The 17476-nt window shown below is 39.5% G+C and carries 18 protein-coding genes and 1 tRNA gene; 2 read left to right on the forward strand and 17 right to left on the reverse strand.

Going from position 1 to position 17476, the window contains the following annotated elements:
• Nucleotides 1-134: 134 nt before the first annotated feature.
• Together BAOM_RS21465 and BAOM_RS21470 are read right to left on the reverse strand one after the other, a co-directional pair.
• Nucleotides 135-1100, reverse strand: coding sequence for a tyrosine-type recombinase/integrase (locus BAOM_RS21465; protein ID WP_127762032.1), 966 nt, complete (start codon nucleotides 1098-1100; stop codon nucleotides 135-137).
• A gap of 144 nt (nucleotides 1101-1244) precedes the next feature.
• Nucleotides 1245-1316: transfer RNA gene (locus BAOM_RS21470), tRNA-Arg, on the reverse strand.
• Nucleotides 1317-1608: 292 nt separating this feature from the next.
• On the opposite strand from BAOM_RS21470, the gene clpP reads away from it, so the two are divergent.
• On the forward strand, nucleotides 1609-2214 hold the full coding sequence (clpP, locus tag BAOM_RS21475; protein WP_127762033.1) for an ATP-dependent Clp endopeptidase proteolytic subunit ClpP: 606 nt from the start codon (nucleotides 1609-1611) through the stop codon (nucleotides 2212-2214).
• Between the two features lie 110 nt (nucleotides 2215-2324).
• Here the strand turns inward: clpP and BAOM_RS21480 are convergent, their stop codons facing one another.
• The 15 genes from BAOM_RS21480 to BAOM_RS21550 all read right to left on the reverse strand — a co-directional run bounded on the left by BAOM_RS21480 (nucleotide 2325) and on the right by BAOM_RS21550 (nucleotide 16084).
• Entirely contained in the window at nucleotides 2325-2582 is a 258-nt protein-coding gene (locus BAOM_RS21480) for an HPr family phosphocarrier protein (protein ID WP_127762034.1), read from the reverse strand.
• A 21-nt stretch (nucleotides 2583-2603) separates the two neighbouring features.
• Nucleotides 2604-3557 carry a DNA-binding protein WhiA gene (gene whiA, locus BAOM_RS21485; protein ID WP_127762035.1) on the reverse strand — a complete coding sequence of 318 codons (954 nt, stop codon included), beginning with the start codon at nucleotides 3555-3557 and terminating at the stop codon, nucleotides 2604-2606.
• A 177-nt stretch (nucleotides 3558-3734) separates the two neighbouring features.
• Nucleotides 3735-4700, reverse strand: a complete 966-nt coding sequence (locus tag BAOM_RS21490) for a gluconeogenesis factor YvcK family protein (RefSeq protein ID WP_127762036.1) — start codon at nucleotides 4698-4700, stop codon at nucleotides 3735-3737.
• Nucleotides 4675-5586 (reverse strand): RNase adapter RapZ, encoded by a 912-nt coding sequence (gene rapZ / locus BAOM_RS21495; protein ID WP_257467475.1) that lies wholly within the window; start codon nucleotides 5584-5586, stop codon nucleotides 4675-4677. The genes BAOM_RS21490 and rapZ overlap by 26 nt, the downstream gene beginning before the upstream one ends.
• A 34-nt stretch (nucleotides 5587-5620) precedes the next feature.
• Nucleotides 5621-6079 carry an NUDIX hydrolase gene (locus tag BAOM_RS21500; RefSeq protein WP_127762037.1) on the reverse strand — a complete coding sequence of 153 codons (459 nt, stop codon included), beginning with the start codon at nucleotides 6077-6079 and terminating at the stop codon, nucleotides 5621-5623.
• 599 nt (nucleotides 6080-6678) lie between these two features.
• The gene (gene trxB, locus BAOM_RS21505; RefSeq protein WP_127762038.1) at nucleotides 6679-7629 is read right to left on the reverse strand and encodes a thioredoxin-disulfide reductase; all 951 of its coding nucleotides are present in this window, start codon (nucleotides 7627-7629) and stop codon (nucleotides 6679-6681) included.
• A gap of 97 nt (nucleotides 7630-7726) precedes the next feature.
• A complete protein-coding gene (locus BAOM_RS21510) occupies nucleotides 7727-9229 on the reverse strand; it encodes a tetratricopeptide repeat protein (protein ID WP_127762039.1) in 1503 nt (500 codons plus the stop codon).
• A 302-nt stretch (nucleotides 9230-9531) separates the two neighbouring features.
• Nucleotides 9532-10176, reverse strand: coding sequence for a bifunctional phosphoribosyl-AMP cyclohydrolase/phosphoribosyl-ATP diphosphatase HisIE (hisIE, locus tag BAOM_RS21515; protein WP_127762040.1), 645 nt, complete (start codon nucleotides 10174-10176; stop codon nucleotides 9532-9534).
• A complete protein-coding gene (hisF, locus tag BAOM_RS21520; RefSeq protein ID WP_127762041.1) occupies nucleotides 10173-10931 on the reverse strand; it encodes an imidazole glycerol phosphate synthase subunit HisF in 759 nt (252 codons plus the stop codon). Before hisF ends, hisIE begins: the two co-directional genes overlap by 4 nt.
• 1 nt (nucleotide 10932) lies before the next feature.
• Nucleotides 10933-11667, reverse strand: coding sequence for a 1-(5-phosphoribosyl)-5-[(5-phosphoribosylamino)methylideneamino]imidazole-4-carboxamide isomerase (hisA, locus tag BAOM_RS21525; protein WP_127762042.1), 735 nt, complete (start codon nucleotides 11665-11667; stop codon nucleotides 10933-10935).
• Nucleotides 11664-12293 carry an imidazole glycerol phosphate synthase subunit HisH gene (hisH, locus tag BAOM_RS21530; RefSeq protein WP_127762043.1) on the reverse strand — a complete coding sequence of 210 codons (630 nt, stop codon included), beginning with the start codon at nucleotides 12291-12293 and terminating at the stop codon, nucleotides 11664-11666. The genes hisA and hisH overlap by 4 nt, the downstream gene beginning before the upstream one ends.
• Complete coding sequence (gene hisB, locus BAOM_RS21535; protein ID WP_119117681.1) at nucleotides 12294-12881, reverse strand: imidazoleglycerol-phosphate dehydratase HisB; 588 nt, start codon at nucleotides 12879-12881, stop codon at nucleotides 12294-12296.
• 103 nt (nucleotides 12882-12984) lie between these two features.
• The gene (gene hisD, locus BAOM_RS21540; RefSeq protein WP_127762044.1) at nucleotides 12985-14250 is read right to left on the reverse strand and encodes a histidinol dehydrogenase; all 1266 of its coding nucleotides are present in this window, start codon (nucleotides 14248-14250) and stop codon (nucleotides 12985-12987) included.
• Between the two features lie 30 nt (nucleotides 14251-14280).
• Nucleotides 14281-14907 (reverse strand): ATP phosphoribosyltransferase, encoded by a 627-nt coding sequence (hisG, locus tag BAOM_RS21545; protein WP_119117679.1) that lies wholly within the window; start codon nucleotides 14905-14907, stop codon nucleotides 14281-14283.
• Nucleotides 14900-16084, reverse strand: a complete 1185-nt coding sequence (locus BAOM_RS21550) for an ATP phosphoribosyltransferase regulatory subunit (protein ID WP_127762045.1) — start codon at nucleotides 16082-16084, stop codon at nucleotides 14900-14902. The genes hisG and BAOM_RS21550 overlap by 8 nt, the downstream gene beginning before the upstream one ends.
• A gap of 377 nt (nucleotides 16085-16461) precedes the next feature.
• On the opposite strand from BAOM_RS21550, the gene BAOM_RS21555 reads away from it, so the two are divergent.
• Nucleotides 16462-17475, forward strand: coding sequence for a processed acidic surface protein (locus BAOM_RS21555; RefSeq protein ID WP_127762046.1), 1014 nt, complete (start codon nucleotides 16462-16464; stop codon nucleotides 17473-17475).
• Nucleotide 17476 lies beyond the last annotated feature (1 nt).

Below are 17476 nucleotides of genomic sequence, written 5' to 3' on the forward strand. Positions count from 1 at the left end.
AAAGTATGTTCGGTTTGAAGCGCATGCAGGAACAAGCCTTGCAATTCGGCTTTTTTCGCGATATACTTTTGTTAATATTGTTGTAACATCGGGCGTCCAGCTATTACGAGTAGCTTGGCGCTTCTTTTTTTGTTTTAAATACCGTCGAAACCTTGCTCGATGGCTTCCTCTAAATCTCTTCCATATATCTCTACATACCGCCTTAATATTTCTAATGACTGATGCCCTGTTAAGCGTTGCAATACGAAAATATTAGTACCAGCCTCTACCTTCAAACGGCAGAATGTTCTACGAAAGGCGTGCGGACTTACTGCTACTTCCTTGCTGACCCCCGTCTGCATGCCATAGTGTCGCATTCTGTCTTGTATACTTCTTGCGTGAAATGGCTTATTCTCTACGCTAATAAATAAGGCATCCGTATCTAGCACGCCACGTTCTTCCATATAAGCATGTAGAACGGTCTTTAAACGGTCTGTAAGGGGGATTCTACGGGCATAACGGTTCTTAGCGCGCTGTACTGTAATTGATCCTTTCCCATCAAAACTGACGTCCTGTACGCATAATGACGTTAATTCAGTGAGCCTTATGCCGGTATGAGCCAGCGTTAACATAATAGTTAGGTCGCGTAGTCCTATAAAAGTTGTTAGATCAGGCGCATCAAGTAACTTTTTAAGTTGTCGCTTGGTAAACGTTGGGCCAACTTCATGGCGTGCCTTTAACTGATTAACGCCATCATGTGGATTGGCTGTAACGTACTCTTTTCGCAGACAGAATGAAAAGAATGTGCGACTTGCTCGAAGCCGTGAATTAATCGTACTCACTGCTCGTCCTAAGGCTTGGTGATGTTCAATAAGCTGCTCGATATGATGCGTTTGGAATTGACGCAAGTTATGCAACGGTGCATCTATTTCCGCAAAGGCTCGACGGGTCTGCTTTAACTCCTTGACATAGAAGTCGACGGTATGCGAAGATAACCCTTTAATTTGGCAATGCTTTATAAATTCCGCAACAGCTTCGTGATAAGGTTTTATTTGATTGGTGGTCTCTGCTTGAAGAACAAGCCTAGCGCTTGCTTTGGTAACGGTATTTCTGCGTTTCATTGTGGTAAAGCCCCCTTTTAAAGGTCGGCTATAGTATGCGTAGTATTTTTCGCGGTGTTTTTTGAAGGAAATAGCGCAAATAAAAACGGCACCCCCACGCTAATAAAATAGCGCAGAGGCACCGCAAACACTGACATTATTGGACGCCCTCGGCAGGAATCGAACCCACATCTTAAGAACCGGAATCTCACGTGCTATCCGTTGCACCACGAGGGCAAAATCATTTTTTTAATACAGTTCATTATAGGCTAGATATGGTATGTTTGCAAGTGAATTTATGGTTTAAATTTGCCACGTTTGGATATGATGGATAAAGTACTTTCACGGTTAATTAAAAATTGCAACAAAGAAGAGGTAAAATCCAAACCTTTGGGAGGAGTCACTAGAAAAATGTCGAACAAATATATACATAAATAAGTTTGTTTTGTTTGACCTAAATTGACCAAAAAGTGTATCATACATACATAAACAAATTTAACCACTTTCTTAATCAAAGGAGGAACTAAACATGAACTTAATTCCTACAGTTATCGAACAAACAAACCGTGGGGAACGTGCCTACGATATTTATTCTCGCTTATTAAAAGACCGGATTATTATGCTAGGAAGCGCAATTGATGATAATGTATCCAACTCTATTGTTGCTCAACTATTATTCCTAGAGGCAGAAAATCCAGAGAAAGATATTACTCTATACATTAATAGCCCTGGTGGAAGTATTACATCTGGTATGGCAATTTACGATACAATGCAATACATTAAACCAAATGTATCAACTGTATGTATCGGAATGGCTGCTTCCATGGGTGCTTTCTTACTTGCAGCGGGTGAAAAAGGAAAACGTTTCGCTCTTCCAAACAGTGAAGTTATGATTCACCAACCACTTGGCGGTGCACAAGGTCAAGCAACAGAAATCGAAATTGCTGCTCGTCGCATCCTTTTCTTAAAAGAAAAATTAAACCAAATTTTAGCCGACCGCACTGGTCAATCGTTAGAAACTCTTCAACGAGACACAGAGCGCGATAACTTCATGACAGCTGAACGAGCACTTGAATACGGCTTAATCGATAAAGTTATTACTCGCAATGTACTAGAAGAGAAAAAAGAATCTTAAGTAAGAAAAATGTAAGGTGTCTGAGGCTAGACACTAAAGCATATTATATTACATTTTCTTTTATCTTATCGAAAAAAGCGTCCTATTATAGGACGCTTTTTTTCGATGTATTATCCTTCTTGTTGAATAAACTGGACGAGCGATTCTAACGCTTCTTGCTCATCTTTCCCATCAGCAATAACCTTCACCGATACACCGGAGCTAATAGCAAGACTCATTAATCCCATAATGCTTTTAGCATTTACTTTCCTACCGTCTTTCTCCAAATAGACGTCTGAATTAAAACGGTTTGCTTCCTGAACAAAAAGAGCGGCTGGACGAGCTTGCAATCCTGTTTTCAATTGTACTTCTATTTGTTTTTCCACCATCCCATCTTCCTCCTATCCCCTTTATTTCTTCGCCGACAATGCTTCTCCTCCACGAAGTTTATCTGCAATTTCGTCAATCTTTCTTAACCGATGATTAATACCTGACTTACTAATGTTCCCGCCTGATACCATCTCACCTAATTCCTTTAATGTCACATCTTGATAAGCGACTCTTAACTCTGCAATTTCTCTAAGCTTATCTGGCAGCACACTTAAGCCAACCGTCTCTTCAATATACCGAATGTTTTCCACTTGTCGTAAAGAAGCTCCAATCGTTTTATTTAAATTGGCGGTTTCACAGTTAACAAGCCGGTTCACCGAATTACGCATATCTCTTACAATACGAACATCTTCAAATCGTAATAAAGCAGCATGCGCACCGACTACGCTCAAAAATTCTGCAATCTTCTCGGCTTCTTTTAAATACGTAATATACCCTTTTTTACGTTCTAACGTTTTGGCCTTTAATCCAAATATATTCATAAGCTCACATAGTGCATCATTATGCTCTTTATAAAGTGAAAAAATCTCTAGATGATACGACGACGTTTCTGGATTATTGACCGACCCTCCAGCTAAAAAAGCACCTCTTAAATAAGATCTCTTACAACATTTCTTACCTATGATGTTATCGGATAAATGGTGAAGAATTTCAAACCCTTCACCTAAAATCTCTAAATCCGTTAAAATCTCTTGTCCGCCAGCTGATATTCTTACAATATATACATTGTTCTTTTTTAGCTTCATTTTTTTTCGAACTAGCAATTCTACTTGCACTTCATAGCTCTTTTTAAGCAGCGTATAAATTCTTCTAGCAATTGCTGCATTTTCTGTTTGAATATCGATAACTAACTTTCGATTAGAAAATGAAAGAGATCCATTCATGCGTATAAGCGCACAGAGTTCTGCTTTGCTGCAGCAGCCCTTGCTTTCTAAAGTGGTCAATTCTTTTTTTGTTTCCGAAGCAAAAGACACCCTGTTCACCTCCAATCGATTACAAGAAGAAACGCGTAGGCGGTTCGAACAGCTCGTGAAAAAAATAGGAAGAGTCCCCACAAATACTGTTTGCCTTTTGGCGACTCTCTTATGTTTTTCACAGCAAGCTAGCCGCTGGAGCTAGACAATTTACAGCTTACCATTCCCCGCTGCTTCTTACTTTTTTTCAATCATATGATAAAGTAACTCCGCTACTTTTTTCGTATCATGGCGTACCACATGTCCTTCATAACTAAAAATCCGATCTTGAATAATTTCAAGCCCCATGTTCTTTAAGCTATCCACATCATAAACAACGGGCTTAGCGAATTCCTCTTCATAACGTTGTTGAACTTCGCGAGGAACCTCTTCATTATTCACTAAAATGCTATCAATACAAGAACAGCCAACATGGTTATACAGCGCTTTCACATGGTCACTTGCTGTATAGTCAAGTGTCTCGCCAGCTTGTGTCATTAAGTTACAAATATATACTTTCTTCGCAGAGGCTTCTACAATCGCCTCCCCAATTCCGGGAACAAGCAAGTTAGGTAAAATACTTGTATACAAGCTGCCCGGTCCAATAACAATTAAGTCTGCCCGCTTAATTTCTGTTAACGTTTCACTTAGTGGTTTAATATGTTCCGGTGTAAGAAATACTCTCTTAATTCGCTTACCTGAGAAAGGGATTTTCGATTCACCGCTTACAATCGAACCATCCTCCATCTCTGCATGTAACACAACACTTTGATTCGCAGCCGGTAAAACTTTTCCATGCACATTCAAAAACTTACTCATTTCTTGAATCGCATGAACAAAGTCACCCGTTAGGGAAGTCATAGCTGCCAAAATGAGATTCCCAAGAGAATGGCCAGACAATTCATTTTTCTCAGTAAAACGATGTTGAAACATTTTTTCAATAAATGGCTCCACATCTGACATCGCAGCCAATACATTCCGAATGTCTCCAGGAGCCGGAATATCCATTTCCTCACGAAGTCGGCCGGAGCTTCCCCCATCATCGGCAACTGTCACAATGGCTGTAATATCGACAGGATGTTTTTTGAGCCCTCGTAATAATACCGGCAGCCCTGTTCCGCCGCCAATAATTACTACTTTAGGTTGCTTCTGTTTTTTTGGCATCCTGTTTCCCCTTACGCTTCTCGATATCACGGTGAGAAATCTGCGTTGTGTAATCTTTTTTGAAATAGTTAGCAAGATATTCTGTTAACGCAACAGAGCGATGTTGACCACCGGTACAGCCGATTGCAATAATCAACTGGGACTTCCCTTCACGTTTATAATATGGCAGCATAAACGTAAGCAAATCAGTTACTTTTTCTAAAAACTTCTTTGTTTCACTCCATTTGAGCACATAATTCGATACTTCTTCTTCCAACCCTGTTTGTGGTCGCATATGTTCAATATAATGAGGATTCGGTAAAAAGCGAACGTCAAATACAAGATCAGCATCGATTGGGATACCGTGCTTAAAGCCGAAAGACATCACATTGACTGTAAATACAGGTTGTTTACTAGTGGAAAATTCCATCGTGATTTTTTCTCTTAACTCACGCGGCTTTAATTGTGATGTATTGTAAATTAGCTGCGCTCTTCCCTTTAATTCATCTAAGAGATCACGTTCAAGCTTAATTCCTTCTAAAGGACGATCAAGTGGAGCAAGTGGGTGCGTCCTTCTTGACTCCTTATATCTTCGCACTAACGATGCATCGTCAGCATCAAGAAAGAGAATTTGTGGAACGACCCATGGTGTTTGCGACAAATCATCTAAAGCAACGAATAAGGAATCAAAAAACTCACGTCCACGCAAGTCCATCACAATCGCTACTTTATTCATCTTATTCCTAGAGTCCTTCATTAACTCTAAAAATTTTGGCAATAACGCAGGTGGTAAATTATCAATACAAAAAAAGCCTAAATCCTCAAAGCTTTGAATCGCTACAGTTTTTCCTGCTCCAGACATTCCTGTAATAATGACTAATTGTGTTTCATTCTTCAGTTCGTTCAAATTCTTCACCCCCGCCTATAATCATTCTTTATAATCAACCTGGATCCAATCGATAAGAAAGCAATTTAAATTCTGGTGTATACGTAAATGTCCCATAAATAATGCCTTTACCGTGAATCATATATTCTAAAATATGATGATCTCCTTCTGCCATCGCAAGTTCTTTCGTCTCATCTATCGGATGCCAATGAAGTTCCCCTTCTTCACACACATCATTATTAATTCCATCTGATTCTGTCGCATAGAATGTGAACATCATCCATTCTGTCAGGACTTTGTCTCCATCCTTCATAATAAAAGTAAAGATGCCTTTAATCGATGGATTTTTCAGATACACACCTGTTTCTTCTCGGTATTCGCGAATACAGGCATCTCGAACGGATTCTCCAGGCTCCATCTTGCCTCCCGGAGCAACCCACCAACCTCGTCTAGGTTTTTTCAAAAGCAAAATCTGATTATCTTTTATTAATACACAATTTGTCACACGTTGCATATTTATCACCTCGATTGCCCTCTACTAACTTAAACAGGCTGAATTTGTATAGTAATAAGAAAAGCGTAAGTGCCTTGATTAGCTCCAACAGCTGCTTGCGAGTCGAAATGTGAAGCGACTCTTTTACTTTCTATCGGCTAAATCGAAGTACCTCGAAGGGCTCGGAGCCTCTAAGATGGAGCTAGACAACAAAGCGTTTCGAAAATCTTATACTTTCTGATTCTTAGAAGTCTATTTTCGCCAAAACTCATGTATGTTATATCTTTTTATTATACTCTTTTTACTATAAGCTCTCAATGAACAACGCCCGTCATTTTAAGATGCGAAGCGCGACAGCCATATAACATAAAGAACCGACAGATACATCCTCTATTCTCCGAGGTGGTGAACTAGACGAGGCCTTAAAGGAAATCAAAAAATTCCAGACGTTCTTCTTACACACAAAAAAAGACACAGACCAAAATGATCTGTGCAACAACGTGTTTACTTATAAAAGGGGGTCAATTACTTACCCTTACTATACCTAAACTTTATTTCAGCTGTGTTACAGCTTAGTTAAAACAGAATGACGATATGATTAAATTTTTCCAGTGAAACATTTATGCTTTTATTTGTAACTTTTCTTTTAGCTCTTCTACATAATGTTGAACAGATTGAGCAGCAATACTTCCGTCTCCTGTAGCTGTTACGATTTGACGCAATGTTTTTTCACGAACATCTCCAGCAGCAAAGATTCCAGCTACTTTTGTCTCCATTCGTTCATTCGTTTCGATATAACCTGTTTCATTTGTAATACCTAGGTTTTCAAACGGCTTCGTTAATGGCAGCATACCAATGTAAACGAAGACACCATCTGCTGGATGTTCTGTCTCTGTGCCATCAACAGTAGATACAAGCGTTACACTACCTACTTTGCCATCTTTTTCATTAATTTGTTTCAATGTCGTATTCCAAATGAAATCAACTTTTTCATTCGCAAAAGCACGATCTTGCAGAATTTTTTGAGCACGAAGCTCATCGCGACGGTGAACAATCGTTACTTTTGAAGCAAAGCGAGTTAAATACACACCTTCTTCAACAGCTGAGTCTCCGCCCCCAATTACAAATAATTCTTTTCCTTTAAAGAATGCACCATCACATACGGCACAATAAGATACGCCTCGTCCGCCTAATTCTTTCTCACCGGGAACACCGATTTTTTTGTACTCAGCACCTGAAGAAATAATGATGGAACGCGCTTTGTATTCTTTTGAACCAGCAATAATTGTTTTATATTCTTCGCCATCGATGATTTCTTTTACATCACCATAAGCGTATTCAGCACCAAACTTCTTAGCATGTTCAAACATTTTGGTAGAAAGCTCTGGTCCAAGAATTGTTTCAAATCCTGGATAGTTTTCCACTTCCTCTGTGTTTGCCATTTGTCCGCCTGGCATTCCACGCTCTAGCATTAATGTAGAAAGATTCGCACGAGATGTATAAACAGCAGCAGTCATTCCAGCTGGACCAGCCCCAATAATTACTACATCATAAATTTTTTCTTCTGTCACATTGTTCACTCCTTCTGACTTTCCAACCAATTAATTAACGATAGTATTTCCTATCTATTATCCTATATAACAAATAATCATCAGTCCAAATATTTGCTCAGTTTAAGAAAGATTGAACAAGCTTAATGTACTTCGAAATGGTAGAAACGGAAATAAAGTGCTTCTCGGCAATTGCTGCCTGGCTTTTTTTCTCATCACGAATCTGATACCACACATACTCAAGAGCAGCCGCCCAGCCAGCAGGATTATTAAATTTATGCTGTACTTTCACCGCTTCCACAAATACGGAAAACCATAGTAAGTAAATTCCCGCTTCAGTCAATTTAATCGGCTTAAAATGCTGATACAGTAAATCCGCTGTTCGATCCGCAAAATCAATGACCGTCAGCTCTCGCTCTTTATTGATATCTTTTACACAATCAGCATAGCTCTTTTCTAAGGATGTAAAAGCTGTATTTTTTATAAATAACTTATTTTTCACTAAGCTTTGTTTATGCTTTGAATGCTTTACAAGAAAAATCGCAAACAATCTTTCTTCAATATGTTCGCTTTCTAAACGTTTTAAAATAGATGGCAAATGATGTTCAAAGCCAGCAATCGCTACATTGGATTCGCTCCAAGGCTCCATTCCCTCTTTATCAGGATTTATTTCCACGACTTTTTTCCAAGCCTTATGAGCAGTCAGTTCATGCCCTAAATGGTATGCAGACGTAGCTAACCAAAAATAAAAAGAGGCGTCGCCTTCAAATCCTTTCTTTTGCAGCTGCTTTAACCATTTGTACGCTAATGAATACTTTCCAATTAACGCAAAAGTTGCACCTAATTTAAAACGGTGCTCGATTAAAATTGGACGAACCTTCGCTAATGTATTGACTAACTCTCCCAGCTTCACTTCATCCTGCTGGTAATGATGGAACACAGCCAAATTACAAAGGGCATGCAAATTTCCTGGACTCTTTTCTAACACTTCTTCTAAGGTGGCATACGCCTCATCGATTTGCCCTAAATAAAAATAGGCCAGCGCTAGATTATTATAAGCAGACCAGTAATCTTCATACTCTTCAATCATGTTCTTTAGTACTTCAATCGCTTTCGGAAAATTTCCCGCTTCTAAATATTCACGTGCTTTTTCTTGCTTCATAATGAGTCCATCTTGACTAAACAAGCTTTCTTCCGTTTCATCTGTTTCGAACATAATGAGTTCAAGAAGATCCTCAGCCTCTTCACTAAATTCACCGTGTTCTTCTTTATCAAGATACGCATTAGCATGACGATACGCCTCTTCAAACATACCCAGATGCGCATAGTTATTGGCTAAGAAGTAATGACATTCAGTCATATAAGGATCCAGCACGTTTAGAATATTTTCAAGAAGATTATTCGAGTAATTGTATTCGCCAATTTCCGTACATGTAATAGCCAACTGACACGCAATCATTGGCTCTCCTGGTTCAAGCTCAAGCGCTCTCTCCAAATATTTTTTTGCTTTATATAATTCACGTTTGTGATATGCTTTTAATCCCTTAGTGAAGTAATATTCCCCAGTCGGGTAAAAGGACAATACTTTCGCCGGCTGTCCTAGTTTAGCGTCTTTACTCATGTAATCCTCCATCCACAAGTTGTTAACTACAGTAGTATATCATAATGCTGATTATTTGCCGAACCAGTAAATAAATAACAGGAACTAGAAAATTCACAGATATATCTATTGTAGCAGGTTTGTGCATGATTGCATGAATAATCACGTGTCTTTTTTATAAAATTTCTATAGAGTGTAAAGCAGTTAAACCCTTGTGTTTATTGATTTTTTTCATTTAATCAAACGTTTGATTAAATTTAAATATACGGAAGGGCTGCCCCGAAAGCCATTTTTTATGACTTTCAGAGCAGCCCCCCTGCTTATTACTTCTCTTCTTTTGATGCATGTCTTTCTTTTAATACAGCTAACACTTCTTGCAATGGAAGCTCTTGTTCTTGAAGTAAAACTAGTAAGTGATATAGTAAATCTGCACTTTCCCATTTCAGTTCTTCTGCATCACGGTTCTTCGCTGCGATAATAACTTCCGCTGCTTCTTCACCGACTTTTTTCAAAATTTTATCTACGCCCTCTGTAAATAAATACGTTGTGTATGAACCCTCAGGCATTTGTTCTTTTCGTTTTCCAATTAATTCTTCTAGTTCAAATAAAAATGCAGCATCTTGATTAGCCATGTTGTTCGCCCCTTTGTCTTGGTAGATTGTTTTCGTAAAGCAGCTTGTTGTACCAGTATGACACGCCGGACCATTTGGAATAACGCGTACAACTAATGCATCTTGATCACAATCAAATGTTATATCCACAATCTTTTGTGTATTGCCACTTGTAGCCCCTTTATGCCAAAGCTCTTGGCGAGAACGGCTAAAGAACACCGTTTCCCCCTTTTCCATTGATAATTGTAAAGACTCTTTGTTCATATAAGCAAGTGTCAACACTTCTTTTGTATTGGCATCTTGAACAATGGCTGGTACAAGCCCTTTTTCATCGAATTTAATGCTTTCGATTTTCATCGTACAACGACTCCTTGTTCCTTCAAAAACGACTTTACTTCTTTAACGGATGTTTCTTTGTAATGGAAAATAGAAGCGGCTAAAGCAGCATCCGCTTTTCCTTCTTCAAACGCTTCTTGGAAATGCTCCGCGTTCCCTGCTCCGCCTGAAGCAATAACAGGAACAGAGACCGCCTCACTTACCGCTTTTGTTAAAGCGATATTAAAGCCCTGCTTCTCACCGTCACAATCCATGCTCGTTAATAAAATTTCGCCAGCCCCGCGGCTTACCGCTTCCTTCGCCCAAGCAACAACTTCCCAATCGGTCGCCGTTCGACCGCCATGGGTATAGACGCGCCATGAACCAAGCTCTTCATCATAGCGAGCATCAATCGCCACAACGATACATTGCGCCCCAAAATAATCAGAGCCTTCATTAATTAGGTCAGGACGAACAACAGCCGCTGTATTCAGCGATACTTTATCCGCACCGGCACGTAAAATTTTCTTCATATCAGCCAACGAGTTAATCCCGCCGCCAACGGTAAAAGGAATGGCTAAGCTTCCTGCTACTGAACGAACGACATCAACCATCGTTTCACGTCCTTCATGTGAAGCAGAAATATCAAGAAAAACAAGCTCATCGGCTCCTTCTTGATCGTAAAAAGCAGCCAATTCAACCGGGTCCCCAGCATCGCGTAACGACACGAATTGAACTCCTTTTACAACGCGTCCATCTTTCACATCCAAACATGGAATAATACGTTTTGTGAGCATGTTAACCACGCACCTTTTCTAGTGCTTCTTTTACTGTAAAGCGATTCGTATAAATTGCTTTTCCGATAATGGCACCGATAATACCACTCTTTTCATAGTTTTGAAGAGCCGCCAAGTCATCCAATGAACTAATCCCGCCAGAAGCAATAACCCCTTTTCCTGTCGCTTCTGCCATCGCCACAACACCTTGTACATTCGGACCAGACAACATGCCGTCTGTTGCAATATCCGTTACAATAAATGTTTCGGCACCAGCATCCGCTAATGCTTTTCCAAGTTCAATCGCTAATGTTTCAGATGTTTGAAGCCAGCCATGCGTTGCAACAAGGCCATCTTTTGCATCAATTCCAATGGCAATATGCTTTCCATACTTACGAATCATGTCTTTTGTAAAAGCAGGGTCCGAAACCGCTGTACTTCCTAAAATAACACGCTCGACTCCGTTATCAAGATACGTAGCAATATCCGCTTCCGTCCGAATACCGCCGCCGATTTGAATTTTTGCTCCTAATTCTTTCGCTGCTTGAATCACATACGCATCATTAATACGGCTGCCCTCTTTAGCCCCATCAAGGTCCACCATATGTATCCACTCTGCTCCTTGGTCTGCAAAGTTTTTCGCCATATCAAAAGGAGAATCGCCATAAACCGTTTCTTGATTATAATCTCCTTGAATTAAACGTACACATTTGCCACCGCGCATATCAATGGCTGGATAAATCTTGAACTCGCTCATGCCTGATCCTTCCCTTCCACTAACGCCAAATAATTTCTTAATAACGACATCCCCATTTGTCCGCTCTTTTCTGGGTGAAACTGCATCCCGAACACATTGCCGCTGCCCACAATCGCGGGAACTGCCACATGATAATCGGCTGAAGCTGTAACAAAGCTTGCATCCGTCTGTGCATAATAAGAATGAACAAAGTACACATAGTCTTCTTCTAACCCTTTTAATAATGGTGAAGATTGATTAAAAGAAAGGCGGTTCCAACCCATGTGAGGCACTTTATACTTCTCACCATTGTCCTCTCCAGTAAAACGAACAACTTTCCCAGGAATCAACGATAGGCCTTCTGCTGGACCATTTTCTTCGCTCTCATCAAACAATAGCTGCATGCCAAGGCAAATTCCTAATAAATAACCGCCATTCGCCACATATTGTTTAACAAACGTATCTAGCCCTGTTTCTTTTAACAAATTCATTGCGTCACGAAATGAACCTACACCTGGCAGAATCAGTCCGCTTGCTTTCGCTAACTCTTCCGGATTATTTGAAATAAAGGACTGTGCTTCAAGACGTTCCAATCCTTTCGTAACGGAAAATAAATTTCCCATCCCATAATCAATAATACCAATCATTTATAACATCCCTTTCGTTGAAGGAATTCCTTTGACACGCGGATCAATCATTGTTGCTTCATCTAAAGCTCTTCCTAACGCTTTAAAAATTGCTTCAATAATGTGATGTGTATTGTGACCATAGTGCACGATGACGTGTAAATTCATTCGTGCTTCAAGGGCAAATTTCCATAAAAATTCATGAATTAATTCCGTATCAAATGTACCTACTTTTTGTGAAGGAAAATCCGCACGAATTTCAAAAGCAGGACGATTACTTAAATCAATAACAACTTGTGCAAGAGCTTCATCCATTGGAACAAACGCATTTCCATAACGCTTAATCCCGCGTTTATCACCAAGAGCTTGTGAAAGAGCTTGCCCTAGACAAATCCCAATATCTTCTGTTGTGTGATGATCATCGATTTCTGTATCCCCTTTTGCATCGATTGTCATATCAAATTTTCCGTGTTTCGTAAACAGATCTAACATATGTGTCATAAATGGAACAGCTGTTTCAATCGAAGCTTTTCCTTCTCCATCAACTGAAAAGTCCAACTTAATATTCGTCTCATTCGTTTTTCGTTCAATACTTGCAGAACGCTCCATTATAAACCCTCCTTCTGTCCAATCGTATCTATATATAAGGTAAGAAAGTATATTTTCGATATTTAGTATCTAGTTCAAGGCCAGCGCTGACCTTGAACTTCTCTTATTTTTTACGAGCTTCAATGGCACGAGCGTGTGCTTCAAGACCTTCCATTCGTGCAAACGTAGCAATTTTTTCAGCATTTTGTCGAAAAGCTGTTTCACTGTACATAATGATGCTTGATTTTTTTTGAAAATCATCAACATTCAATGGACTAGAAAAACGAGCTGTTCCATTTGTCGGTAATACATGGTTCGGTCCAGCAAAATAATCTCCGACAGGTTCCGAGCTAAAACGACCGATAAAAATCGCTCCAGCATGTCGAATCTGTGCCATGACTTCCATCGCATCACGCGTTATAATTTCTAAATGTTCCGGTGCTAATTCATTTACAGCATCAATGGCTTCATTTAAGCTGTCACATACAACAATTCGACCGTAATCAGCAATAGAAGCTGCGGCAATATCACGACGAGGCAGCAAAGCAAGCTGCTTTTCCACTTCACTTGCCACTTCTTCGGCTAATTCAGGCGAAGTCGTAATAAGTACACTGCATGCACGAGCATCATGCTCTGCTTGTGATAAAAGGTCAGCTGCAACTTCCGCAGCAACCGCTGTTTCATCTGCTAAAACCGCAATTTCACTAGGTCCTGCAATCATATCAATCGCTACATCACCAAACACTTCTCGTTTAGCAAGCGCTACATAAATATTCCCTGGTCCGACAATTTTATCGACTTTAGCAATCGTTTCGGTTCCATAAGCAAGTGCCGCAATCGCTTGAGCGCCACCAACTTTATAAATTTCTGTTACACCAGCAATTTTGGCTGCCGCTAATACAGGCGCAGATAATGAACCATCTTTCCCTGGAGGAGAAACCATGACAATTCGTTTTACACCCGCTACTTTAGCCGGCATAATATTCATTAATACAGAGGATGGATAAGCAGCTGTACCACCAGGAACGTAGACACCAACCGCATCAAGGGGCGTCATTTTTTGTCCCAGCATCGTTCCTGTTTCATCTGTCGTCATCCACGAATTACGCGTTTGTTTCTCGTGGAACTTTCGAATATTATCTGCCGCTTCTTGTATAATCGCCAGCTGTTGATCTGGTAAAGTTGCGACAGCAGCTTCTAATTCTGCTTCGGAAACAAGTAATTCCTTAACTTGTACACCGTCAAATTTTTCTGTGTATTGAGATACAGCCGCATCTCCGTTTTTTCTCACATCATTAATAATATCTTGAACGGCTTTTCTTTGATCCTCGGTCCCCGAGTCAACCGAGCGCTTCAAGGAAAGGTCTTTTGTTAATCGTTCAATTTTCATACGCTCACCTCATTTAAAAAATCCAATCACTTATTCGATAATTTCTGCTAACCGGTCGACAATTTCCGTAATCCGCTCTTCTTTAATTCGATAGCTTACAGGGTTCGCTACTAATCGTGATGTAACATCCGCAATTCGTGCATATTCAACAAGCCCATTTTCCTTTAAAGTTTGCCCCGTTGACACAATATCAACAATTCGCTCTGCCAAGCCGATTAATGGCGCCAATTCAATTGAACCATTTAACTTAATAATTTCGACTTGCTCACCTTGTTCACGGAAATAGCTTGAAGCAACATTCGGATATTTACTCGCAATCTTTGGCGCAATATCGCTAATTTTTGTATTTGGGAGCCCTGCCACCGCTAAGTAACAGGCACTAATTTTTAAATCTAGAAGCTCATACACATCGCGTTCTTCTTCAAGCATTACATCTTTCCCGGCAATTCCAAGATCCGCTACTCCATGCTCAACATATGTCACAACATCCATTGGCTTCGCTAATATAAAACGTAAATTTTCCTCTTCGACTTCAATAATTAATTTACGTGAATCATCGAATTCAGGAGGAAGACGAAAGCCTGCTTTACGCAACATCTCTGCAGCCTCTTCAAAAATTCTTCCTTTTGGCATTGCAATTGTTAAAAAGCTACTCATTGCTTACTCTCCCTCCATTCCCTACAAATAAATGTACATCTGAAAACGTTCTTGTATAAGCATCTACATTTTCTACTGCATTAATATCTTGAATCGTTACCATAATGCCTTCCGCACGCTTATGCTTAGCAAAGTCTAACGCTTCTTTACGACGCTCTGGGCTAAATAAAATACATTCTGGTACGTCCGCTTCCTGTATTTCACCAATCGCTTCCACCAAACGATCCATGCGAATGCCGAATCCTGTTGCCGATGCATCCCATCCGAATTTATCAAGAAGGTTATCGTAGCGGCCCCCGTTTCCAATTGGTGAACCAACCCCGCCTGCATATACTTCAAATAACGTTCCTGTATAGTAGCTCATATGACTGACAAGTGTTAAATCCAAGCTTACATATTGATCAACACCAAATTCTTTTAATTGAACTGCCAATTCTTGCAGCTCAGAAAGCTGCTCACGACCATGCTCTCCTTCTAATAGGTCAAGTGCTTTTGTTAACGTGTTTTCTCCGCCTCGAAGGGAAATAAATTCAATTAATCGTTGCTTATCAATAGAAGAAAGCGTTAAAGATTTCACATGCTCACGATAGCCTACATAATTTTTTTCGTATAAAAATTTACGTAGTACCGCTGCTCTTTCTTCATTTCCTAAAATACTTAGGAACAACTCTTGAACAAATCCGATATGCCCAATCGTAATCTTAAATTTCTCTAATCCTGCCGCTTTTAACACGTCAGCCATTAAAGCAATCATTTCTGCGTCAGCACTAGTCGACTTGTTGCCAATGCATTCAATGCCCATTTGTTCAAACTCAGCGGGACGTCCACCTTCGCGCTGCTGTGCTCGATACACATTTGCAGAATACGCTAAGCGCAATGGAATTCTTTGATTTAATAACTTAGATGCCGCAACACGCGCAATCGGTGTCGTCATATCTGGGCGAAGAACAAGTGTATGCCCTTGCTGATCCAGTAACTTAAACAATTGTTGATCTAAAATCGCTGATGCCTCACCAATCGTTTCATAATATTCTAAAGCTGGAGTTTCAATAAATTGATAGCCCCATTTCTTAATTTCATCACTCATTTTATTTCGGACCGCTGCTTTTGTTTCATAAAGCTCCGGCAGCGTATCTCTCATGCCTAACGGTTTTTCAAACATAAATGGCTTTGTCACGACTGCACATCCTTTTAATATAATGAATATTTTTTACCATATATTTCTTTAATTTATAAATAGTATCAAAAAACTGGACAGAATCCTATAAATTATCACAATTATTATAATAAAAAAGCAAAAATCCTTTAGTTCGCTAATATGGTAACAAAGTGAAGTTATATGTAGTGTACTCCTGCCCCTGTGAACAGTCAAGTGCAAACTCCTTTTTCCTTTTCTTAATGAAGGACTTTTTATATCTGAACTAACAAGCTCACCCTTATCAGGACTATTCACCCATTTCACATTTGAAACATTTACCGCTTACAACTAAAACTGTTAAGAACTATAATTTTAATTTGATAGCTAATTAGGTAATATAACTTAGGAGGAAGAACATGCAGAAATTTTTATCCATTATTCTAGCAACAGTACTGTTTTTTACACTAACAAGCAGTCCTGGATACGCTGCTGCCTCTCTTAGTCAACAAGACTTAGAGGACTATTTAACTGAAGTAAATATGACACAAACAGAATTGGAAGAGTACTTAGACTACTACGGTGTCGAATTAGAAGAATTTTCTTCTATTGATGAACTTCGTGATATGTTAGGGCCTGCTTTAACTCCAGCTACCCTAGAAGATTTACTACATGAATATGACATGACAGAAGAAGAGTTAACGGCTTTACTCATTGAATACGGAGAAATGGAAGAAGGAGAAACGATTCTTGATTCCTTTTATTTCGTCTCTGATATCGAACTGCTCATTCTTTTCGACCAAGACATGGGTGATATAGACTCGGCTGAATTGTTAGACGGTCTTGCTGAATTTGATATACATGAGGAAGAGTTAGAACGCTTATTCACATATCTAGAACCGATTTTTGAACAACCTGGATTTGAAGATCAATTAATGGCTTTATCTGACCGTATGTTACAGTTTGAACAATTCGAAACATTAGATGATCTGACGGTTGAACAGATAGCAGAATTATTCTCTATCTATAATGATGTACAAGACTTACTTCAAGTTCAATTTAAATTTGCCTTAATCAAAGATGGTGTGACAACCCCAATTTCCATACAGGAACTGTATAGCATGGAAGAATTACCGGATGCTAGTTTACTAATTGCCATCCATGATTTAAATGGAAACCTGCTGCTAGATTTGATTGTAACTAGTGAGATGTTTGGCAGTGATTTGATTAAAGAGACAGCCCAAAGCTTGAAAGAGACGCCTGAAGTCATTAAAGAAATAAAATCAGAAGCTAACGCGAACAAAACTGTCCCAAAAACCGTTAAAGGCGGCTTACTACCTAACACGGCAGGTAATTATGCCATGAACACAATTCTAGGACTTTTACTTGTTGGCTTAGCATTTGTTTTATTCAGAAAAGCGAGAATGAACTAAT

The organism is Peribacillus asahii (assembly GCF_004006295.1).
GTDB classification, from domain to species: domain Bacteria; phylum Bacillota; class Bacilli; order Bacillales; family DSM-1321; genus Peribacillus; species Peribacillus asahii_A.

Excerpts from the sequence above, each read along its gene's own strand:
- hisB (WP_119117681.1), bottom strand. The coding sequence starts at position 12,881 with ATGGAGCGTTCTGCAAGTATTGAACGAAAAACGAATGAGACGAATATT.
- BAOM_RS21490 (WP_127762036.1), bottom strand. The coding sequence starts at position 4,700 with ATGCCAAAAAAACAGAAGCAACCTAAAGTAGTAATTATTGGCGGCGGA.
- hisG (WP_119117679.1), bottom strand. The coding sequence starts at position 14,907 with ATGAGTAGCTTTTTAACAATTGCAATGCCAAAAGGAAGAATTTTTGAA.
- BAOM_RS21465 (WP_127762032.1), bottom strand. The coding sequence starts at position 1,100 with ATGAAACGCAGAAATACCGTTACCAAAGCAAGCGCTAGGCTTGTTCTT.
- hisH (WP_127762043.1), bottom strand. The coding sequence starts at position 12,293 with ATGATTGGTATTATTGATTATGGGATGGGAAATTTATTTTCCGTTACG.
- hisA (WP_127762042.1), bottom strand. The coding sequence starts at position 11,667 with ATGAGCGAGTTCAAGATTTATCCAGCCATTGATATGCGCGGTGGCAAA.
- BAOM_RS21480 (WP_127762034.1), bottom strand. The coding sequence starts at position 2,582 with ATGGTGGAAAAACAAATAGAAGTACAATTGAAAACAGGATTGCAAGCT.
- BAOM_RS21555 (WP_127762046.1), top strand. The coding sequence starts at position 16,462 with ATGCAGAAATTTTTATCCATTATTCTAGCAACAGTACTGTTTTTTACA.
- hisD (WP_127762044.1), bottom strand. The coding sequence starts at position 14,250 with ATGAAAATTGAACGATTAACAAAAGACCTTTCCTTGAAGCGCTCGGTT.
- BAOM_RS21500 (WP_127762037.1), bottom strand. The coding sequence starts at position 6,079 with ATGCAACGTGTGACAAATTGTGTATTAATAAAAGATAATCAGATTTTG.
- clpP (WP_127762033.1), top strand. The coding sequence starts at position 1,609 with ATGAACTTAATTCCTACAGTTATCGAACAAACAAACCGTGGGGAACGT.
- hisIE (WP_127762040.1), bottom strand. The coding sequence starts at position 10,176 with ATGAAAATCGAAAGCATTAAATTCGATGAAAAAGGGCTTGTACCAGCC.
- hisF (WP_127762041.1), bottom strand. The coding sequence starts at position 10,931 with ATGCTCACAAAACGTATTATTCCATGTTTGGATGTGAAAGATGGACGC.
- BAOM_RS21510 (WP_127762039.1), bottom strand. The coding sequence starts at position 9,229 with ATGAGTAAAGACGCTAAACTAGGACAGCCGGCGAAAGTATTGTCCTTT.